The organism is Pseudoalteromonas sp. PS5, assembly GCF_004103255.1.
Classification (GTDB): Bacteria; Pseudomonadota; Gammaproteobacteria; order Enterobacterales; family Alteromonadaceae; genus Pseudoalteromonas; species Pseudoalteromonas peptidolytica.
In genome coordinates this window covers 29,142-47,292 of the sequence record NZ_RCSQ01000083.1, presented here as the reverse complement: position 1 = coordinate 47,292, position 18,151 = coordinate 29,142, and the positions used below count along the sequence as shown (strand labels likewise).

General features: G+C 43.4%; 14 protein-coding genes. 1 reads left to right on the top strand and 13 read right to left on the bottom strand.

Going from position 1 to position 18,151, the window contains the following annotated elements:
• Positions 1 to 288: 288 nt before the first annotated feature.
• Positions 289 to 2,259 carry a monovalent cation:proton antiporter-2 (CPA2) family protein gene (locus tag D9603_RS11890; RefSeq protein ID WP_128731469.1) on the bottom strand — a complete coding sequence of 657 codons (1,971 nt, stop codon included), beginning with the start codon at positions 2,257 to 2,259 and terminating at the stop codon, positions 289 to 291.
• A 152-nt stretch (positions 2,260 to 2,411) separates the two neighbouring features.
• On the opposite strand from D9603_RS11890, the gene D9603_RS11885 reads away from it, so the two are divergent.
• The gene (locus D9603_RS11885) at positions 2,412 to 3,308 is read left to right on the top strand and encodes a GGDEF domain-containing protein (protein ID WP_128731468.1); all 897 of its coding nucleotides are present in this window, start codon (positions 2,412 to 2,414) and stop codon (positions 3,306 to 3,308) included.
• Positions 3,309 to 3,342: 34 nt separating this feature from the next.
• On the opposite strand, the gene D9603_RS11880 is transcribed toward D9603_RS11885, so the two are convergent.
• The 12 genes from D9603_RS11880 to rseP form a co-directional block, all read right to left on the bottom strand.
• Positions 3,343 to 3,693: a hypothetical protein gene (locus D9603_RS11880; protein ID WP_241651648.1), complete on the bottom strand. Its 351-nt coding sequence runs from the start codon at positions 3,691 to 3,693 to the stop codon at positions 3,343 to 3,345.
• Complete coding sequence (gene tilS, locus D9603_RS11875) at positions 3,665 to 4,984, bottom strand: tRNA lysidine(34) synthetase TilS (RefSeq protein WP_128731467.1); 1,320 nt, start codon at positions 4,982 to 4,984, stop codon at positions 3,665 to 3,667. The genes D9603_RS11880 and tilS overlap by 29 nt, the downstream gene beginning before the upstream one ends.
• Positions 4,985 to 5,074: 90 nt before the next feature.
• Complete coding sequence (accA, locus tag D9603_RS11870; protein WP_125253095.1) at positions 5,075 to 6,031, bottom strand: acetyl-CoA carboxylase carboxyl transferase subunit alpha; 957 nt, start codon at positions 6,029 to 6,031, stop codon at positions 5,075 to 5,077.
• Between the two features lie 16 nt (positions 6,032 to 6,047).
• Positions 6,048 to 9,539 carry a DNA polymerase III subunit alpha gene (gene dnaE, locus D9603_RS11865; RefSeq protein WP_128731466.1) on the bottom strand — a complete coding sequence of 1,164 codons (3,492 nt, stop codon included), beginning with the start codon at positions 9,537 to 9,539 and terminating at the stop codon, positions 6,048 to 6,050.
• Positions 9,540 to 9,541: 2 nt separating this feature from the next.
• Positions 9,542 to 10,135: a ribonuclease HII gene (gene rnhB / locus D9603_RS11860; RefSeq protein WP_125253097.1), complete on the bottom strand. Its 594-nt coding sequence runs from the start codon at positions 10,133 to 10,135 to the stop codon at positions 9,542 to 9,544.
• The gene (gene lpxB, locus D9603_RS11855) at positions 10,125 to 11,279 is read right to left on the bottom strand and encodes a lipid-A-disaccharide synthase (RefSeq protein ID WP_128731465.1); all 1,155 of its coding nucleotides are present in this window, start codon (positions 11,277 to 11,279) and stop codon (positions 10,125 to 10,127) included. The genes rnhB and lpxB overlap by 11 nt, the downstream gene beginning before the upstream one ends.
• Positions 11,280 to 11,351: 72 nt before the next feature.
• Entirely contained in the window at positions 11,352 to 12,125 is a 774-nt protein-coding gene (lpxA, locus tag D9603_RS11850; RefSeq protein WP_125253099.1) for an acyl-ACP--UDP-N-acetylglucosamine O-acyltransferase, read from the bottom strand.
• Positions 12,125 to 12,577 (bottom strand): 3-hydroxyacyl-ACP dehydratase FabZ, encoded by a 453-nt coding sequence (gene fabZ, locus D9603_RS11845; protein WP_128731464.1) that lies wholly within the window; start codon positions 12,575 to 12,577, stop codon positions 12,125 to 12,127. Before fabZ ends, lpxA begins: the two co-directional genes overlap by 1 nt.
• Positions 12,578 to 12,587: 10 nt before the next feature.
• Positions 12,588 to 13,631: a UDP-3-O-(3-hydroxymyristoyl)glucosamine N-acyltransferase gene (gene lpxD / locus D9603_RS11840; protein ID WP_128731463.1), complete on the bottom strand. Its 1,044-nt coding sequence runs from the start codon at positions 13,629 to 13,631 to the stop codon at positions 12,588 to 12,590.
• Complete coding sequence (locus tag D9603_RS11835) at positions 13,631 to 14,149, bottom strand: OmpH family outer membrane protein (protein ID WP_125253102.1); 519 nt, start codon at positions 14,147 to 14,149, stop codon at positions 13,631 to 13,633. Before D9603_RS11835 ends, lpxD begins: the two co-directional genes overlap by 1 nt.
• Positions 14,150 to 14,160: 11 nt before the next feature.
• Complete coding sequence (bamA, locus tag D9603_RS11830; RefSeq protein WP_125253103.1) at positions 14,161 to 16,632, bottom strand: outer membrane protein assembly factor BamA; 2,472 nt, start codon at positions 16,630 to 16,632, stop codon at positions 14,161 to 14,163.
• 166 nt (positions 16,633 to 16,798) lie between these two features.
• On the bottom strand, positions 16,799 to 18,151 hold the full coding sequence (rseP, locus tag D9603_RS11825) for a sigma E protease regulator RseP (RefSeq protein ID WP_128731462.1): 1,353 nt from the start codon (positions 18,149 to 18,151) through the stop codon (positions 16,799 to 16,801).

Below are 18,151 nucleotides of genomic sequence, written 5' to 3'. Positions count from 1 at the left end.
CAGGATAAACCTGCTCCTACTTCGTGTTGTCGGAGACGCTTTATGCGGCGAGCTGTGAAAACAGAAAAACACAAGATCGCAAGGTAAACTTGCTCCTACTTCGTGTTGTCAGAGGCGCTTTATGCAGCGAACTGTGAAAACAGAAAAGCACACAAGATCGCAGGGTAAACCTGCTCCTACTCCATGTGGTAGGAGACGCTTTATGTGGCGAGCTATGAAAACAGAAAAACCCGCAAGATCGCAGGGTAAACCTGCTCCTACTCCATGTATTACGCTGATGCAACATCATTACGGAAGGCCGTCGAGCAAGAATTGCTCTGCCCTTTCAACGCGCCGGGGTTTCCCGCGCAGCAGTAAAACGTCGTTCACTCGCAGTACAGTATGCTCATCAGGCTGTTCAATTTCCTCGCCGTCTCGCCTGAGCGCGGTGATATCGACACGTTTACCACTAAGTCCAAGCTCAGCTATCGACTTATCTACGGCATAGGCATTGTCTGGTAGTGCTAGCGCATGCAGGTACTCTAACCGCTCTCCTTTCATTTCATCTAAGTCACTACTTTCACCTGCAAAAAATCCATGTAAATAAGGATAACGGTTTTCTCGTTCTTGACTGACTCGACGAAAGATCCTGCGCATGGGCACGCCCGACATATAAAGAACGTGGGAAACCAACATCAAACTAGCCTCTAAGCTTTCAGGTACAACCTCCGCTACTCCCATACTTTTTAACTGTTCCATATGGTTATCATCTTTCATTCGTACTAAAATTTTGACCTCTTCTGTACGGCGACGAATCGCATCCACGATAACTTGTGTCTGCTCAAAATCGTCAAATGTGATGATCACCAAACGCGCCTTGTCTATATGGGCTGATTTTAGTAACGTTTTTTGCGCCGCATGACCATATAAAACAGGCTCTCCGGCAAGCTGTGCATCCTGAACTATTTGCGGATTACGCTCAATTGCTACATAAGGGATGGCCTCTGGTCGTAAGAAGCGGGCAATGGTCTGGCCAACTCTAGCATAGCCAAATATCACCACATGGTTTTTTAAATCTGAAGTTTTATAACCACTGGGCACTTCTGGTTGCCAGTCTTTTTCTATACGCAAGATATTAAGTATTTGTGCCGTTTTACCGATAAGATAAGGAGTGAGAGCCATAGATAAAACACCTACCGCAATCAAAAATGACACAACGTGTTGCGCCAATAGTTGGTGCTTGCTCGCCAAAGCAAGTAAAACAAATCCAAACTCACCCATTTGCCAAATCAAAATACCCGCTCCCCATGCGTCTTTTCTACGCTCACCCATGAGCTGCGCAATAGCAGCAATAACCAATACTTTAATTACCAGCACAGCAGCAAGTGCGGCGACAATGTAGATGAATTGGTCAAGCACATAGGGAATGTTTAATTGCATCCCAACAGTGACAAAGAACAACCCCATTAGAATGTCTCTAAAGGGTCGTATCTCCGCTTCGAGTTGATGACGGTATTGGCTTTCTCCAAGCATCATACCGGCCAAAAATGCCCCAAGAGCCATAGATAACCCAAATGAGTAGGTCAATGCGCCGGCACACAAGGCCACCACCAAAGTTGACAATACGAATAACTCATCCGTTCTAACAAGCGCAATTTCGTTGAATATTTTAGGTAGCAACCACTTACCAACAGCCCATAGAACAAAGCAAACAATCGCGCCTTTTGCAAAAGCAAAAACTAATGCTGACGCCAGTTGTGAATTACTTGCTGAAGAAATGAGTGGAAAGGCAATCAATAACGGCACGACGGCAATGTCTTGAAACAGTAACATGCCTATCCCCAATTGGCCGTGCCGAGTATTAAGCATCCCCAACTCTTTCAATAGTTTAACCACTACGGCTGTTGAGGAAAGTGCGATTAAGCTTGAGATAACAAACGCGGCAACCCAATCATGTTGTATAAAACGCAACACTAACATACCAATTACCGTTGTGAGAATGACTTGTAAACTACCTAAACCAAAAACCACGTTACGCATTGCCATTAATTTTGGAACCGAAAATTCAAGACCCAAACTAAACAGCAAAAATACGATCCCAAGCTCAGCCATAAAGTGAATTTCATGGCTATCACTCATCCAACCGATACCATGACTACCCGCGATTACGCCTGTTAGTAAGTATGCCAAAATAGGCGGCAATCCAATCCTTTTAAAGCACCAGACTAAAATAACAGCACATAACAACAAGGCAAAAACTTGCGCGAAGATACTTTGCAATCGACCTCCTGAGCAAAAAAATGACGGGAAATTTAAGTGGATTTATTTTTCTCCCTATTAAATATAGCAAGCGTTTGTTTTTAAGCCAGTTTAGATTTTTGGCATAAAGTTCGCATAGTCTATGCGTATTGTTGTATTTAGGGGGAAGAAATATGGAAAACGTCCATATTTTGACACAAAGACTGCCGATCAGAGGCGATTATTTGCCGTTCAATTCTGAGCAGTATAATAAGCAAAACGGTGAGCAATATGCTCGCTTAGTAGATAAACTACAAACAACGTTGGACATAGAAGAGTTACTTACAATCTATGCAGAACACGTTGCTAAAATATCGAAAATTGCTGGTATTCAGTTTCACTGTAATCTCGGTGTTTTTCAGATGAAAAATAGCGACAGCCACTACCCTGCAAATAGCTTTGATTTGGAGCTAGGAAAAGAGCACTTGGGGCAATTGGTATATTTTAGTGAGTTTCCTTTTAGTGAGGCGATTAAAGCCAAACTGGTCAAGTTACATGCTTGCCTAATCTACCCAATGCGTAATGCCTTGATGTATAACAGGGTATTACAATTAGCAACCAAGGATTCACTAACGGGCTTGTATAATCGTAGTCAATTTACAGACAACCTTGAAGAAAAGCTTGAGCGTTGTCGTCGTCAACACAGAAACTTTAGTTTGATGCTTTTAGACTTAGACAATTTTAAGCAGGTCAACGACGTTTATGGGCACAAAGCTGGTGATGAGGTGTTGATCGAATTTTCACGTATTTTACAAACTTCAACGCGAGCGACAGATGCTGTGTTTAGGTTTGGTGGTGATGAGTTTGCCATCTTAATCGACGATCCTGCGTTTACCACTAATAAAGTGATCGCAGAAAGAATTATGGATGCTGTCAGAAAGTCGACGATGTTGGCTAAATACACTGTAACGACAAGTATTGGCTTTACCTTAGCATCAAGCCATGACAATGCCGACAATATATTTGCGCGTTCCGATAGCGGGCTTTACCGCGCTAAAGCCGCCGGACGAAACTGCGCACGCGCAGTATAAACAACACGCTTTCCCCTTTTGCTCAGTGTTATCACTAGCGCTGAGCGTCTTTATCTACATACAGATAAGCGATTAAAGTGAAAGCAGCTCCATTAAAAAACCCATTCACAACCCACGCCAATGCAAGGAAGTCGGGTAGTGTCGAAAATACGACCGCAAATAAAGGCGACAGTAAGCCGAGAATAAAGTAAAGACCACCTTTCTCATGCCAGTAAAGCAATAAAAAAACTACGCTCATCACCCCTGAAGCTGATGCAAACACTTGATTCATCCACACTACTTCACCAAATACAAACAGTAGGGCAAAAATAATGAATGTGATTGCCAAAGCGTAAGGCGCTTTTCTTGCAAGCTGTCTACCTATTTTCAGATTTTCTGTCATCATTTATTATCCAATTAATTCCATCGTTGTCAGCATATTCAGCATTAACAAACAAATCGACTACTGCAACCGGTGTATCATTGTAATAAATTACCGCGATAGATTCACGCGTCCAGCTTGGGATACGTAGGTCTTTTAGCCAATGCTTTAGTGTGTTTGAGCCAGGTTTGCCCTTTGGCCTAATTTTATCTTTTAACCTACCATAACGAACGCTGACTACCTCATCTGACAATGGTAACCGACAGCCATTACCTGACATCATCGCTAGAGGGTGACTATGTTCATTGAGTACACTGTGCTCTGCAATAACGATATCTTGCTTCTTTTTAACCGGTGTAACCCAATGTAGAGCGCCTCGATAGCTACGCACAGCACCTTGTGAAAGCGCGATTTTTAGTTGGTTATCTTGCTTTGCTGAAAACGCCTGCTGCACTATTTGATCTAGCTGCTTTTGACTAGGCATATCAACATTCTGATGTGCCAGCCACCGGCGTATGACGTTATCTCGTCGCGCCGGCGATAATTGAGACAAAGAAGTAATGTCTAATGTGTTTTGGTGCTGACATTTTTTTAAATCTTCTGCGCTTATTTCATCTATGATAGCTTGCTGGCTTTGTAAAATCTCAACAGTTCGCAGCACACTAGCAACAAAACCATTAAATCTCGACTTCAACAACGGAATAACTTGATTACGTAGAAAGTTACGATCAAATACATCATCTTTGTTAGACTCATCATCAATGTGGCTAAGGCCAAACTGCTGGGCGAATGCCTCGATTTCATCCCGTGTAGTATTGAGTAAAGGCCGCATACACGCTCGTCCACTTTTAAGCTGAGTGTATGGCTTCATTGCACCTAAACCCAATAAACCTGAGCCGCGTTTTAATCGCAGCAAAAACGTCTCAACCTGATCATCAGCATGTTGGCCTAACACGAGAATATATTCCGGCTGCGCGGCTTCATCTAATGCTTGGTAGCGAGCATCGCGGGCCTGAGCTTCCAAACTAGTACGGCTTTTTTGGGTAATAGAGACCGATTTAGCAGTAAACGGCACAGCCAACGAATGGCATAGTGACTGGCAAAAGTGCTGCCACTTTTGAGCATGTTCAGATAGCCCATGATTAACATACACAGCTTGTAGAGCAAGACCATGCTTATCTGCATAAAGCTTACAAAGGTGCAGCAACACCACGGAGTCTACGCCACCAGATAAAGCTACACAAAGCCCAGGCGAAGTAGCAATAAATTGCTCCAGATTTCGCTGCACCTGATGGTACACGTGGCTATTTCTCATATCCTCAGCCATAACCCCAATAAAAAAACCGCTTAATAGCGGCTTTTTATCTTAAATCCAGTTGCTTATCAATACACAACTCAATTTGTATTAACAATATCCGAACGACATCAAACGCTTGTATCGCTGATCGAGCATCTCTTCTGAGCTTAACGCTTCAAGATCCGCAAGGTCACGCTTTAGCTGTGCCTTAAGGTTTTTCGCCATCGCATCATAATTGCGATGTGCGCCACCTAGTGGCTCCTCGATGATGTTATTAATCAAGTCTAATTCTTTAACGCGAGATGCAGATACACCCATAGCCTCTGCTGCCAACGATGCTTTTTCTGCGCTCTTCCATAGTATAGAAGCACACCCTTCTGGTGATATAACTGAGTATGTGCTGTACTGCAACATATTTACTCTGTCACCGACACCGATAGCCAATGCACCACCCGAGCCGCCTTCACCAATTACCGTACAAATAGTCGGTACTTTTAGTGCAGCCATTACTTTAAGGTTGCGTGCGATAGCTTCGCTTTGACCACGCTCTTCAGCACCAACACCTGGGTATGCTCCCGGAGTATCAATAAAAGTAATGATTGGCATTTTAAAGCGCTCAGCCATTTCCATAAGGCGCAGTGCTTTACGGTAACCTTCTGGCTTTGGCATGCCAAAGTTACGCTTAATTTTCTCAGCGGTATCACGGCCTTTTTGCTGGCCGATGATCATCACGGGTTTACCGTCTAACCGTGCCACACCACCTAAAATAGCTGGATCGTTGGCAAATGTGCGGTCACCTGCAAATTCGTCAAACTCGGTAAAAATGCGTTCGATATAATCGCGAGTATATGGACGAAGCGGATGGCGTGCTAACTGCGACACCTGCCATGCACCCAAGTCATCAAAAATTTTCTTGGTCAACTCGACATTCTTGTCTTTTAGGCGGCTGATCTCTTCTTCAAGGCTAAGATCTAAGTCACCCGAACGGCTAACGTTTTGTAATTCTTTGATCTTTGCTTCCAATTCTGCAATTGGAAGTTCAAATTCAAGATAATTGAGGCTCATGCTCTAAACTACCTGTTTAGTTAAATTCTAATTCTAATTCTTGCGCCGCCAACAGTGACAAACGAGTTAAAAGTTCATCACTGGGCGTCACACACCATTGTGTTCCTAATGTTAACTCTGCTAATGCATCAGGACGCTGATATTTTATGATTACTGGACATGTTCCAAATTTATATGGTTCTAGTACTTTTTTGAAATTATCAAAGAAGTTCGCGTCAATTTGAGCCATATTTAGCGTCATTTTTATTGCACTAATGCGTTTTTCTCGCGCTTGAGCAATGGTAGAGACTTCTCTTGCGGTCATTGTAATGCCACCAGAGAAGTTATCAAAGCTGACCTGTCCAGATATTACCAAGATTTGGTTAATTTGCAGCAATTCTTGGTACATTTCAAACTGTTCAGGAAATAAGCGTACATCAATTCGGGCACTTTTGTCATCTAAAGTGATAAGTCCCCAGCGCGCACCTTTTTTATTTATTAGCGTACGTGCATTAATAACTAATCCTGCTGCGGTAGCTACCGTATCACGATTACCCGGTTGCAAGTCAACCAACTTACCAGAGGTATAGTATTTTAATTCTTTACGATACTGGTTAATGGGGTGACCAGTAAGGTAAAGGCCCAGCGTTTCTTTTTCGCCATGCAGCCACTCTTTATCACTTAGTGGCGTCGCTTTAATAAAGGCCTGCTCTACTTCATCGGGTTCGACAGCCAATAATCCAAACAAGTCACTTTGTCCTAGCGATTCAGCTTTGTGATGCTGCTCCGCAGACTTCATTGCGTCTTGTAAGCTTGCCAGCAAAGTCGCACGTCCGGGTTGATCTCCATCTGGGCCCAGCTTATCGAGCGCACCTGCATAAATGAGTTTTTCAATTACACGTTTATTAAGACGTTTTAAATCCACGCGAGCACAGAAATCAAATAAATCTTTAAATTCACCACCTGCTTCACGCGCTTCAAGAATTGCCTCTACCGGTCCCTCACCGACACCTTTTATGGCGCCAATTCCATAAACTATCTCACCTTTAAGATTGACCGTAAACTTGTAAACTCCGGCATTGACATCTGGTGGTAGTAGCGTCAACTTCATGTTTTCGCATTCATCCACCAAGGTAACAATTTTGTCAGTATTATCCATATCGGCGGACATTACTGCGGCCATAAATTCTGCAGGAAAGTGGGTCTTCATCCACAGCGTTTGATACGACACTAAGGCATAAGCAGCAGAGTGTGATTTGTTAAAACCATAACCTGCAAACTTCTCTACCAAATCGAAGATCTTCATGGCCAGTTCGCCATCAACACCATTATTTTTGGCACCATCTTCGAACGTTGCACGCTGTTTTGCCATTTCTTCGGGTTTTTTCTTACCCATTGCGCGACGTAGTAAGTCAGCGCCACCCAAACTATAACCTGCAAGTACCTGTGCAATCTGCATAACCTGCTCTTGGTACAGGATGATCCCGTAAGTCGGCTCTAGAATAGGTTGTAAACTATCATGTTGATATTGTGCGTCAGGATAAGAGACTTCCTCTCGACCATGCTTACGGTCGATAAAGTTATCTACCATTCCCGATTGCAGTGGACCTGGGCGGAATAACGCAACCAATGCGATCATGTCTTCAAAACAGTCAGGTTTTAAGCGGCGAATGAGGTCTTTCATTCCGCGAGATTCTAGCTGGAAGACCGCCGTAGTTTGGGCATCGAGTAGTACATTAAAGCTTGCCGGATCGTCTAAAGGGATTGCTGCAATGTCAACGGGTTCGCGGTTCTCTCTGGCTAAACGTTCATTTGCCATATCGAGCGCCCACTGCAAAATAGTCAGCGTTCTCAATCCTAAGAAGTCGAACTTAACAAGGCCTGCGGTCTCTACATCGTTCTTGTCAAACTGAGTAACCGGAAACTTACCCTCTTCGTCACAATACAGTGCCGCAAAATCGGTGATCGTCGTAGGCGAGATAACAACACCACCGGCATGTTTACCGGCATTACGCGTACAACCTTCAAGAATACGACATTTATCAATTAGCTCTTTAACTTCCTCATCACTGTCATACGCTTCAGGTAAACGTGGCTCAACATCAAACGCTTTTGCCAAGGTCATACCAGGGTCACCCGGTACCAGCTTAGAAATCCTATCTACAAAGCCATAGGGATGCCCGAGTACACGGCCAACATCACGGATCACGGCTTTTGCCGCCATAGTACCAAAGGTAATGATCTGGGATACTGCGTCACGGCCATAGAGTTTTGCAACGTGATCGATTACCTCATCGCGCCTATCCATACAAAAGTCGACGTCGAAGTCAGGCATAGATACCCGTTCTGGGTTGAGGAATCGTTCGAATAGCAGATCAAACTCAAGCGGATCAAGGTCAGTGATCTTCAGCGCATAAGCGACCAAAGAGCCCGCACCAGAACCACGACCCGGGCCTACAGGTATACCGTTATCTTTACTCCACTGAATGAACTCCATTACGATTAAGAAATAACCAGGAAATCCCATTTGGTTGATAACGTCTAGCTCAATTTGCAAGCGCTCATCGTACTCACCGCGTTTTTCTTTACGTTCGTCTTCTTCAGGAAATAAGAACTGTAATCGCTCTTCTAGACCATCGCGCGACACTTTTACCAAGAAGTCTTCAATGGCTAGATCGCCGGTTGGATAGTCAGGTAAGAAATACGTACCAAGTTGTACGGTAACGTTACATCGCTTGGCGATCTCAACCGTATTTTCGAGCGCTTCGGGTATATCGCTAAAAAGCGCCTGCATTTGTTCAGACGTTTTTAGATACTGCTCTTTGGAAAAGCGCTTAGGTCTATTTTTATCCTCTAATGTGTAGCCATCATGAATAGCCACTCGGATTTCATGGGCATCAAAATCTTTTTCGTGGAGAAACACCACTTCATTAGTCGCTACAACCGGTAAGTTTCTTGCCGCTGCAAGCTCTACAGCGCTATGGAGATATTCTTCTTCTTGTGCTCTGGAGGTACGTTGTAACTCGATATAAAAATGATCGGGAAAGTGTGTTTCGTAAAATTCGAGTGTTTCTTCAATAAGTTTCGGATTGCCTTTTAAGATGGCTTTTCCCAAGTCACCGTCTTTGGCACCTGAGATCAAGATCAAGCCTTCTTTATATTTTGCTAACCACGCTTTATCAATAACCGGACGGTGAAATACGTGACCACGAAGATAGGCGTCCGAAATGAGTAAGGTAAGGTTTTTATATCCTTGGTTGTTTTTAGCTAGCACTAAGATCCTGCTAGGCTCATCAGGAAACTGATCTGACTTCAACCAAAAATCCGCTCCGATGATTGGTTTGATCCCAGCCCCATGTGCGCCACTATAAAAGCGTACCAAACCACATAAATTCATTTGATCGGTAATGGCCAGGGCTGGCATTTCAAGCTCTTCAGCTCTTGCAACAATCGGCTTAGTCTTGGCTAGGCCATCCACCATTGAAAAATCACTGTGTACACGTAAATGGACAAACTGCGGGGCTGGCATACTTACTCCTTCCCAGCTATGATACGCTGCACAGGCTTAAAGCTTGTGCGATGATGGGGTGTTACCCCATGTGCTTCAAGCGCAGCAAAGTGGGCTTTCGTCGGATAGCCTTTATGGCCTGCAAAACCAAACTCAGGATATTCAGCATCCAGTGCTAACATCTCGTTGTCTCGAGTCACTTTCGCCAAGATAGAAGCTGCACTAATTTCCGCCACAAGGCTATCACCTTTGACCACTGCGGTCGCTGCAACATTCAATTTGGGCAATCGATTACCATCTACAAATACATGCTGAGGCTGAACTTCCAAGCCTTCCACCGCTCGAGTCATCGCCAACATGGTTGCATGGAGAATATTTAGCTCATCGATTTCGGCAACCGTTGCTCTGGCAATATGGTAGCACAGCGCTTTTTCTTTTATTTCTTGTGCCAATGCGATGCGTTTTTTTTCTGACAATTTCTTAGAGTCAGTCAAACCCGCAATCGGCTTATTTGGATCTAAAATAACGGCTGCTGTCACAACGTCGCCCACTAATGGGCCGCGCCCGACTTCGTCAACGCCTGCAATATACTGCACATCAGGACGTTCAATTTGCATCTATTAACTCCATCACTGCTTGAGCCGCTTGCTTGCTGGCATCTAAGCGTATGTTTTCGTGTATTTCGTAAAATTTTCTAATAAGTTTGCTGTTATCACCTTTTAACATCGGAAACAGTGCATCAGCAAGCGCATCTGGGTTACATTCTGCCTGCAAAAACTCCGGCACGAGCGGCGCATCGGCTAGTAGATTTGGCAAAGCAAAGTATTTGATATTAAAGGTAAAAAAGGTATTAAATATCCAGTAGCTCTTCGGATTTAGTTTATAGCCTACAACCATAGGTTTTTTATAGAGCATCGCTTCTAGTGTCGCTGTGCCTGACGCCAATAAAACAGTATCAGCCGCTTGCATCGCCAATGCAGACTGACCATCTAGCATAATTGGATTAAGCTCTGGTGCGACTTCTTGCAGCGCATCTAAGAACTGCGCTTTGCGCTTTTCATTTACCAGTGGCACAACTATTTTTAAATTGGGAATTTTATCAACTAATTTTTTTGCCGTTGCAAGATAAGTACGACTTAATAATCCCACTTCTGAACCACGACTTCCAGGCAGTAAAGCCAATACTGTATCGTCAGGGCCGATATGTAGCTGCGCCCTTGCACCTTCGATATCCGGTTCAAGAGGGATCTCATCCGCCAGCGTATGGCCTACGAATGTACAAGGTACTTCATGCTTGTCGTAAAAGGCTTTTTCAAAAGGCAACAGGGAGAGTACTAGATTAGTCGCTTCAGCGATCTTGTGAATACGCTTTTGACGCCATGCCCAAACACTAGGGCTTACATATTGAATGGTTTTTATCCCAGCGGCTTTTAATGGCTTTTCAACTCTAAGGTTAAAGTCTGGAGCGTCAATACCTATGAATACATCAGGTGGATTATTGATGAAATAATTAACCAATTGCTTTTTGATTTTTAGCAGCCGAGGTAAGCGACCAAGTACCTCGACTAGCCCCATGACCGCTAATTCATCCATATCGAATAGACTGTTGCATCCTGCTTGTTGCATCTTAGGTCCGCCAATGCCCACAAATTGAGCGTTGGGGTAATGAACTCTTAGAGCATTAATAAGGCCTGCGCCGAGTATATCGCCTGATAATTCCCCTGCAACCACGCCAATGGTAATGTTTTTTTCGTTAGCCATTATTGTCTTTCAGTATAAAAAAACGCCATACAATTTGTATGGCGTAAGTATAACTCTTATTGCGGTTCAAGTTTAGCGGATCAAGCCACGGTTAGAGGTCGCAATAAAGTCAATCATTTGCTGTACGGCTGAGAACTGTGAAGCCTCTTCTTTTAAAGCTTCTAGCGCATCTTCTAGGCGCAAACCTTTACGGAATAACGTTTTATAAGCGCGTCGAGTAGCCATAATTTCATCTGACTCAAAACCACGACGTTTTAAACCTTCAGTATTAATCGCAACAGGTCTCGCTGGCGTGCCTGTGGTTGTGACAAAAGGTGGGACATCTTGATTAACGCCAGAGTACATACCAACAAAAGCATGTGACCCTACTTTACAAAATTGATGCACCCCTGAATTACCAGCTAAGATAACCCAGTCACCAATATGCACATGCCCTGCCACACTGGCATTATTGGCAAAAATAACATTACTGCCAATTACAGCATCATGAGCTACGTGAGTGTAGGCCATGAATAAGTTGTTACTGCCGATTTTGGTGATCCCTTCATCTTGGATTGTGCCACGGTGAATCGTGGCGCACTCGCGAATAACGTTATTATCACCAATGATCAGCTTGGTTGGTTCATCCTTGTACTTTTTATCTTGGCAGGCTTCCCCTACTGACGCGAATTGGAAAATGTGGTTACCTGAACCAATCTCAGATGGCCCTTTAATCACAACATGTGATTCAATTTTACAGTTATCACCGATGACAACATCGTTGCCAATGTAACTATAAGGACCTACGGATACATTTTCGCCTAAACGCGCGCCTGACTCGATAATTGCGGTAGGATGAATAGACATTAAAACTCTCTTCTAGCACACATGATTTCAGCTGAGCACACGATGTTACCTTCAACTTTAGCCTCAGCACTAAACTTCCAGATATTACGGCGTTCTTTTACAAAATTAACGTGCAAATGCATTGTATCGCCAGGAAGTACTGGCTGTTTAAAACGTGCATTGTCGATCGCTGCAAATAAGTATAGTTCATTTTCACTGCGATTCTCGACAGTTTTAAAACCAAGTAAGCCCGTCGCTTGTGCCATTGCTTCTAGGATCAGTACTCCAGGAAAAATAGGCTGCTCTGGGAAGTGACCGGTGAAAATAGGTTCATTGATGGTCACATTTTTAATCGCATGAAGATGCTCACCCGGTTTATAGTCCACCACCTTATCAACCAATAACATGGGATAACGGTGTGGAAGAAGTTTTAAAATCTCTTGGATATCAAAGCTGTTTAATTCGTTAGCCAAAATAGCTTCCTTATTCTACATCAGTATCTTTAAGCTGTGCTGTTAGCAACTCAAGTGCCTTCAGACGCGACTTAAAGTCAGATAAATTGCGTAAGTGTGCAATCGACTTACGCCACTCTTTATTTGTTTGGTGAGGCAAACCAGAAGAGTAGATCCCAGGCTGCGTAATGCTTTTGGTCACCATACTCATACCGGTAATAACAACACCATCACAGACCTCATTGTGGCCGTTTATCGCTGACATACCACCTATCTGACAGTATTTGCCGATTTTTACACTACCCGCAAGTACCGTGCAGCCAGCTATTGCCGTGCCATAACCGACCTCAACATTGTGAGCAATCTGAATTTGGTTATCTAAAATAACATTGCTGTGGATGATGGTATCTTCAAGTGCCCCTCTATCTATAGAGGTGCTTGCACCAACTTCAACGCGGTCACCTATAATTACTGTGCCAACTTGTGGAATTTTAACCCACTCGCCTTTTTCGTTTGCGTAGCCGAAGCCATCACTTCCGATAACAGAACCAGATTGGAATAAGCAATCTTCACCAATCTGAACCTCATGATAGACGGTTACGTTCGCCCAGAGTTTAGTCCTTGTGCCTATTTTGGTATATTTACCAATAAAACAACCAGGCCCTATCTCAACACCATCACCAATCACTGCACCATCTTCAATAACAGCATTTGCACCCACACTGACATCTTTGCCTAGGGTTGCTGTAGCTGAAATAATGGCTGAATCATGAATACCATCTGCCGAGCGTGGCGTAGAATCTAACTTTTGCGCCAGCTTTGCATATGCAACATAGGGATCCGCAATAATAAGTTTGTTACCGGAGAAATATTCCGCATCCTTTTCGCTCAGGATCACGGCACCAGCAGCTGTACTATCGAGCTGACTACGGTACTTACTATTGGCTAAGAATGCGATTTGGTCTTCTTGCGCCATCGCCAAGGTGGCAATATTCCTAATTGGTTTATCGCCATCACCCTGTAGCTGAGCACCTAAGGACTCAGCTAGTTGAGATAAGGTGTAAAGTTTTGTCATTACTTGCTGCTAACCGCTTTTACCACTTCATCAGAAAGGTCGGCTACTTTATCAGGATTAAAGTAAATTGTCGTATCTTTTACTTTAACTTCGTCAAACTTACCTTTTTTAGCAACAGACTCAATTGCATCTACAATTAGCTTCTGTACTTTTGCAAGCTCTTGGTTCTGACGAACTTTAATTTCTTGCTCTAACGGACGACCTTTTTCAGCCAGTGTTTTCTGCATCCCTTGAATTTTTTCGCGTAGCGCTTCTTTTTGCTCTTCGCTCATCGTTGTTGACTCACGCTTGAACTTTTCTGCTTCAAAACGAATGTCACCTTGAATTTTTTCAAGCTCTTGACGACGCTCAGCAAATTCAGCTTGAAGTGTTTGCTCAATTTTCGCCATCTGTGGAATTTGTTTATACACTTCTTGCATATCTACAACTCCAACTTTATGTGCAAACGCACTACCTGATGCACCCATCATAAGTGCTGCTGTCATCGCTAATGTTGATGATTTGATAAATTTTTTCACAATAAAACTCCTTAGAATGTATTACTGATGTTGAAGCTGATCGTCTTCGTATCGTCTTCTTCTTCTTTTTTAAGCGGGTAGGCGAAACTGATCAGCATAGGTCCCATTGGTGAGATCCACTGAATCGATAGACCCGTTGACACTCTGAACCTCGTTGGATCAGAGAAATCAGAAAGTAATTTGTATTGATCTTCCGTCAAGTTGTTGTAGCGGTCTACATCAAATTCGGTATCCCAAACGTTGGCCGCATCAACAAAGAAGCTGGTTCTTACTGAACTGGTGTTTTCTTCATCTAAGAATGGCGTTGGCACAATTAGCTCAAGACCAGCAAGCGCTTTGGCATTACCACCAATACGGCCACCTAAAGATAACGTGTCGAACTCAGGGTCAGCACCGATACAGCTACCAGCACTACCGTCTGGTTTAGCTGTACCTGGTAGACATTTAGGCGCACGCTGAACCGCTCTAGGTAAAATAGTATTACGATCAAAACCGCGTAATTCTTGTTCAGAAATACGGAAGAATTCCTGGAATGGTAATACTTGTTCAAAACCATTGGTTTCGCCATAACCATTACCATAGCCTAAGCCTGCTCTTGCTGAGAATACCCAGCGGTGGTCGTTACTAATTGGCCAGTAAAAACGAGAATCATAGTTGATCTTAAAGAAGTTAAGATCCGAATTTGGTGTAGTCACACTTAGATTCACACTTTGGCGAGAACCAGCGGTTGGGAACATACCACGGTTAACCGTAACTCGTGACCAACCGGCACTTAGCTCATATTTCGTAAAGTCATAATCAGCATCTGGGTCACTTTCGTTTAAGAAGCTTTCACGTAGTACTCGAGTTTGCTCAAAGTCTGAAATTTGCGATAGGCTTTCTTCTATCCAACGAATACCAAAATTAACGCGGTTTATGGCATTGATAGGGAAACCAAAATTAGTACCTAAACCATAGCTCGTTGATTTATAGTCGACGATACCAAACTCACTGGCGTCAAACTTACTGTAGAAAATACTACTACCTTGTGACACACCATCTGGCGTAAAGTATGGATCTGTGTAGGAAACGCTATAACGCTCAGAGCCACGTGACGTGTTAATATTGAACGCCACTTGATTACCAGAGCCAAGGAAGTTTGATTCACTGACACCAATGTTAAATTGCAGACCCGCATAGGAGCCATACGCAACACCGGCTTGGAAGCTACCCGCAGGCTGCTCTTTTACGGTAAAGTCAACATCGACTTGGTCTTCTACACCCGGAATTGGCTTAACTTCAAACTCAACCGTTTCCATATATGGCAAGCGTTGTATTTGTAATTTAGAGCGTTCAAGGTTTTGATTAGAAAGCCAAGCGCCTTCTAGCTGAGTCATTTCACGACGAAGTACTTCATCCGCAGTATTTTGGTTACCGTTTACTACGATGCGACGTACATATACTCGCTTGCCAGGGTCGACAGACAACGTTAATTGTACTTCTTTATCTTCATCGTTAATTTCTGGCACGGTGCGAACTTCCGCATTGGCATAACCGAAGCGCGCAAGATAGCTCTTAATAAAATCTTCCGTTGCGGTCACTACCGAGCCATTGTAAAGCTCACCTGCACGCAGTGGCACGATTTCTTTAATCAGATCTTCACGCCCTAGTAAGTCACCAATAAAGTCAAACCCTTTGACAGTATATTTTTCACCTTCAGTGATATTCGCGGTAACGTATACCGACTCACGCTCTGGACTTACTGAAACTTGTGTCGAGTCAATATTAAAGCGCAAATAACCACGGTCTAGGTAGTAGCTGCGGATTTTTTCTAAGTCACCTTCAATGGTTTGCTTCTGATAACGGTCATTAGATAAAAAGCGCCACCAAGGTAAGTCTTGTTGTGACTCAATGAGATTAAGTAACTCTTCATCTGAAAACAGCTCATTACCAACAAGGTTGATTTGACGTACAGACGCGGCATCACCTTCTTCGAATTTAAGCTTCAACTTTACACGGTTACGAGGTAACTCAACAATACTTACTTCCACTTTCGCATTGTACTTACCAATACTGTGGAAAAACTCTGTGAGACCTTTTTCGATGCTATCAAGCACCGTCTTGTCTAACGGCTCACCTTGGCGAATGTTTTGCTGTTCTAAGCTTTCATTGAGCTGTTCATCTTTAATGTCTTTGTTGCCATCAAACTCAATAGAGCTGATTGTAGGACGCTCTTTGACTTTAAAGATAATTTGGTTGCCATCACGAAATACCGCGATGTTGTCAAAATGTCCTGATTTGTACAGCGCCTTGATTGTGCGTGAAATCGTAAACTGATCAATATTGTCACCAACGTTGATCGGAATGTGTGTTAATGCAGCACCTAATGCTACACGCTGCAACCCTTCTACTTTTAAATCTTCTACGATAAAGGAGTTTTGCCCTAAGGCAGCAAAACTAGCGCCCAGTAAACTGGTTACTGCAATGTGTTTTTTTATAGGCATTTTATTATCTTTATCCTTTACAACAATTTTGGCGCGATACGCTAAGGCCCATTACATCACAACATTCAAATGTTACAGCTTGTGTATTGTGTTTTCCGTTGTATGTTTAACCAAACCTGCAAACATTTAAACTGTATGTTATGTGCGCTTTTTAGCACCGCACGGCTTAAAGCCGGGAAACGTCATTAAATAGTGCAAAAAACGTTAAGGCAAGCAGAAGCGCAGCTCCTATCTTAAACCCAAACTCTTGTGTCTTTTCAGAGACTGGTTTTCTACGAATTAGTTCAATTAAGTAATACATTAAATGCCCACCATCTAAGACAGGGAGCGGTAATAAGTTAAAAACCCCTAAGTTAACGCTAATAAGCGCCAAGAAGCCTAAAAATGCAACTAAACCGTAACTAACGCTATTTCCAGCGCTTACCGCGATCCCCACCGGTCCACTTAAGTTTTTAACTGAGACTTGACCGGTTAGTAAGTTACCAATCATATCAAAACTAAGGGCAATGAGATCGTAAGTTTTACGAATGCCAAGCACCATACTATCTAGAATGCCGTATTGTCTAGTTTCAATATACCCATTCGGCCATTTTTCCATCACGGGCACTACACCAAGATAACCTTGGACAATACCATCGGGAGATGTTTTTGCTTGTGGAATAACAGTTAAGGTTTGAGTCTGACCATCTCTTAGAATATCGACAACCAATGACTGATTGGCAGATTTTTGCACCCGACTCACCAGCTGCTGCCAGGTCTCTAACTGTTCACCGTTAATTGCAACAACGGTGTCTTGTACCTTAAAACCGGCTTTATCTGCAGCGGCACCCTGTTCGATGTAACCCAACTGCAATGTTAGTGGTGGCCGATATGGCGATATACCAACTGACGTTAACGGCGCTTCATCTTGTTTATCTAGCTTCCAGTTGGACAAGGCTAATGTGCGTATTGCCAAGCTACCTTTTTCATCTTGTACTTTTGCAACTAAGCTAGGTTCACCGAGATGTGCCATCAGTTCAAAGGTGACATCTTGCCATGAATGTACTAACTCGTCGTTAAGTGCAATGATTTGGTCGCCAGATCTAAACCCCGCTTTTGCGGCGATACTTGCTGGTGTGATTGCACCTACGACGGGTTTAGCTGACTGCACTCCAATCATGTACATGGCTGCCAATGCGATGATGGCAAATAAAAAGTTAGCGATTGGACCTGCTGCTACCACAGCAATACGTGACAAGACCGGCTTATTGTTGAAAGCTAAGTGCTTTTCCTGCTCTGCGACATCATCAACACGCTCATCGAGCATTTTGACATAGCCGCCCAGTGGAATTATTGCGATGACATATTCAGTTTGGTGTTTGTCATACCATTTAAGCAAAGGCTTTCCAAAACCAATAGAAAATCGTAGAACTTTAACACCGGCTTTTCTGGCAACCCAAAAATGGCCATATTCATGCACCGTAACTAAAATCCCTAGAGCAAGAATAAATGAACCTAAGTGCCAGAAAAATTCAAACAT

Bases quoted from the DNA above. Each gene is read 5' to 3' on its own strand.
- lpxA (WP_125253099.1), bottom strand. From the start codon at position 12,125: ATGTCTATTCATCCTACCGCAATTATCGAGTCAGGCGCGCGTTTAGGC.
- D9603_RS11885 (WP_128731468.1), top strand. From the start codon at position 2,412: ATGGAAAACGTCCATATTTTGACACAAAGACTGCCGATCAGAGGCGAT.
- tilS (WP_128731467.1), bottom strand. From the start codon at position 4,984: ATGAGAAATAGCCACGTGTACCATCAGGTGCAGCGAAATCTGGAGCAA.
- accA (WP_125253095.1), bottom strand. From the start codon at position 6,031: ATGAGCCTCAATTATCTTGAATTTGAACTTCCAATTGCAGAATTGGAA.
- lpxD (WP_128731463.1), bottom strand. From the start codon at position 13,631: ATGACAAAACTTTACACCTTATCTCAACTAGCTGAGTCCTTAGGTGCT.
- bamA (WP_125253103.1), bottom strand. From the start codon at position 16,632: ATGCCTATAAAAAAACACATTGCAGTAACCAGTTTACTGGGCGCTAGT.
- dnaE (WP_128731466.1), bottom strand. From the start codon at position 9,539: ATGCCAGCCCCGCAGTTTGTCCATTTACGTGTACACAGTGATTTTTCA.
- rnhB (WP_125253097.1), bottom strand. From the start codon at position 10,135: ATGCAAATTGAACGTCCTGATGTGCAGTATATTGCAGGCGTTGACGAA.
- D9603_RS11880 (WP_241651648.1), bottom strand. From the start codon at position 3,693: ATGATGACAGAAAATCTGAAAATAGGTAGACAGCTTGCAAGAAAAGCG.
- lpxB (WP_128731465.1), bottom strand. From the start codon at position 11,279: ATGGCTAACGAAAAAAACATTACCATTGGCGTGGTTGCAGGGGAATTA.
- rseP (WP_128731462.1), bottom strand. From the start codon at position 18,151: ATGTTTGAATTTTTCTGGCACTTAGGTTCATTTATTCTTGCTCTAGGG.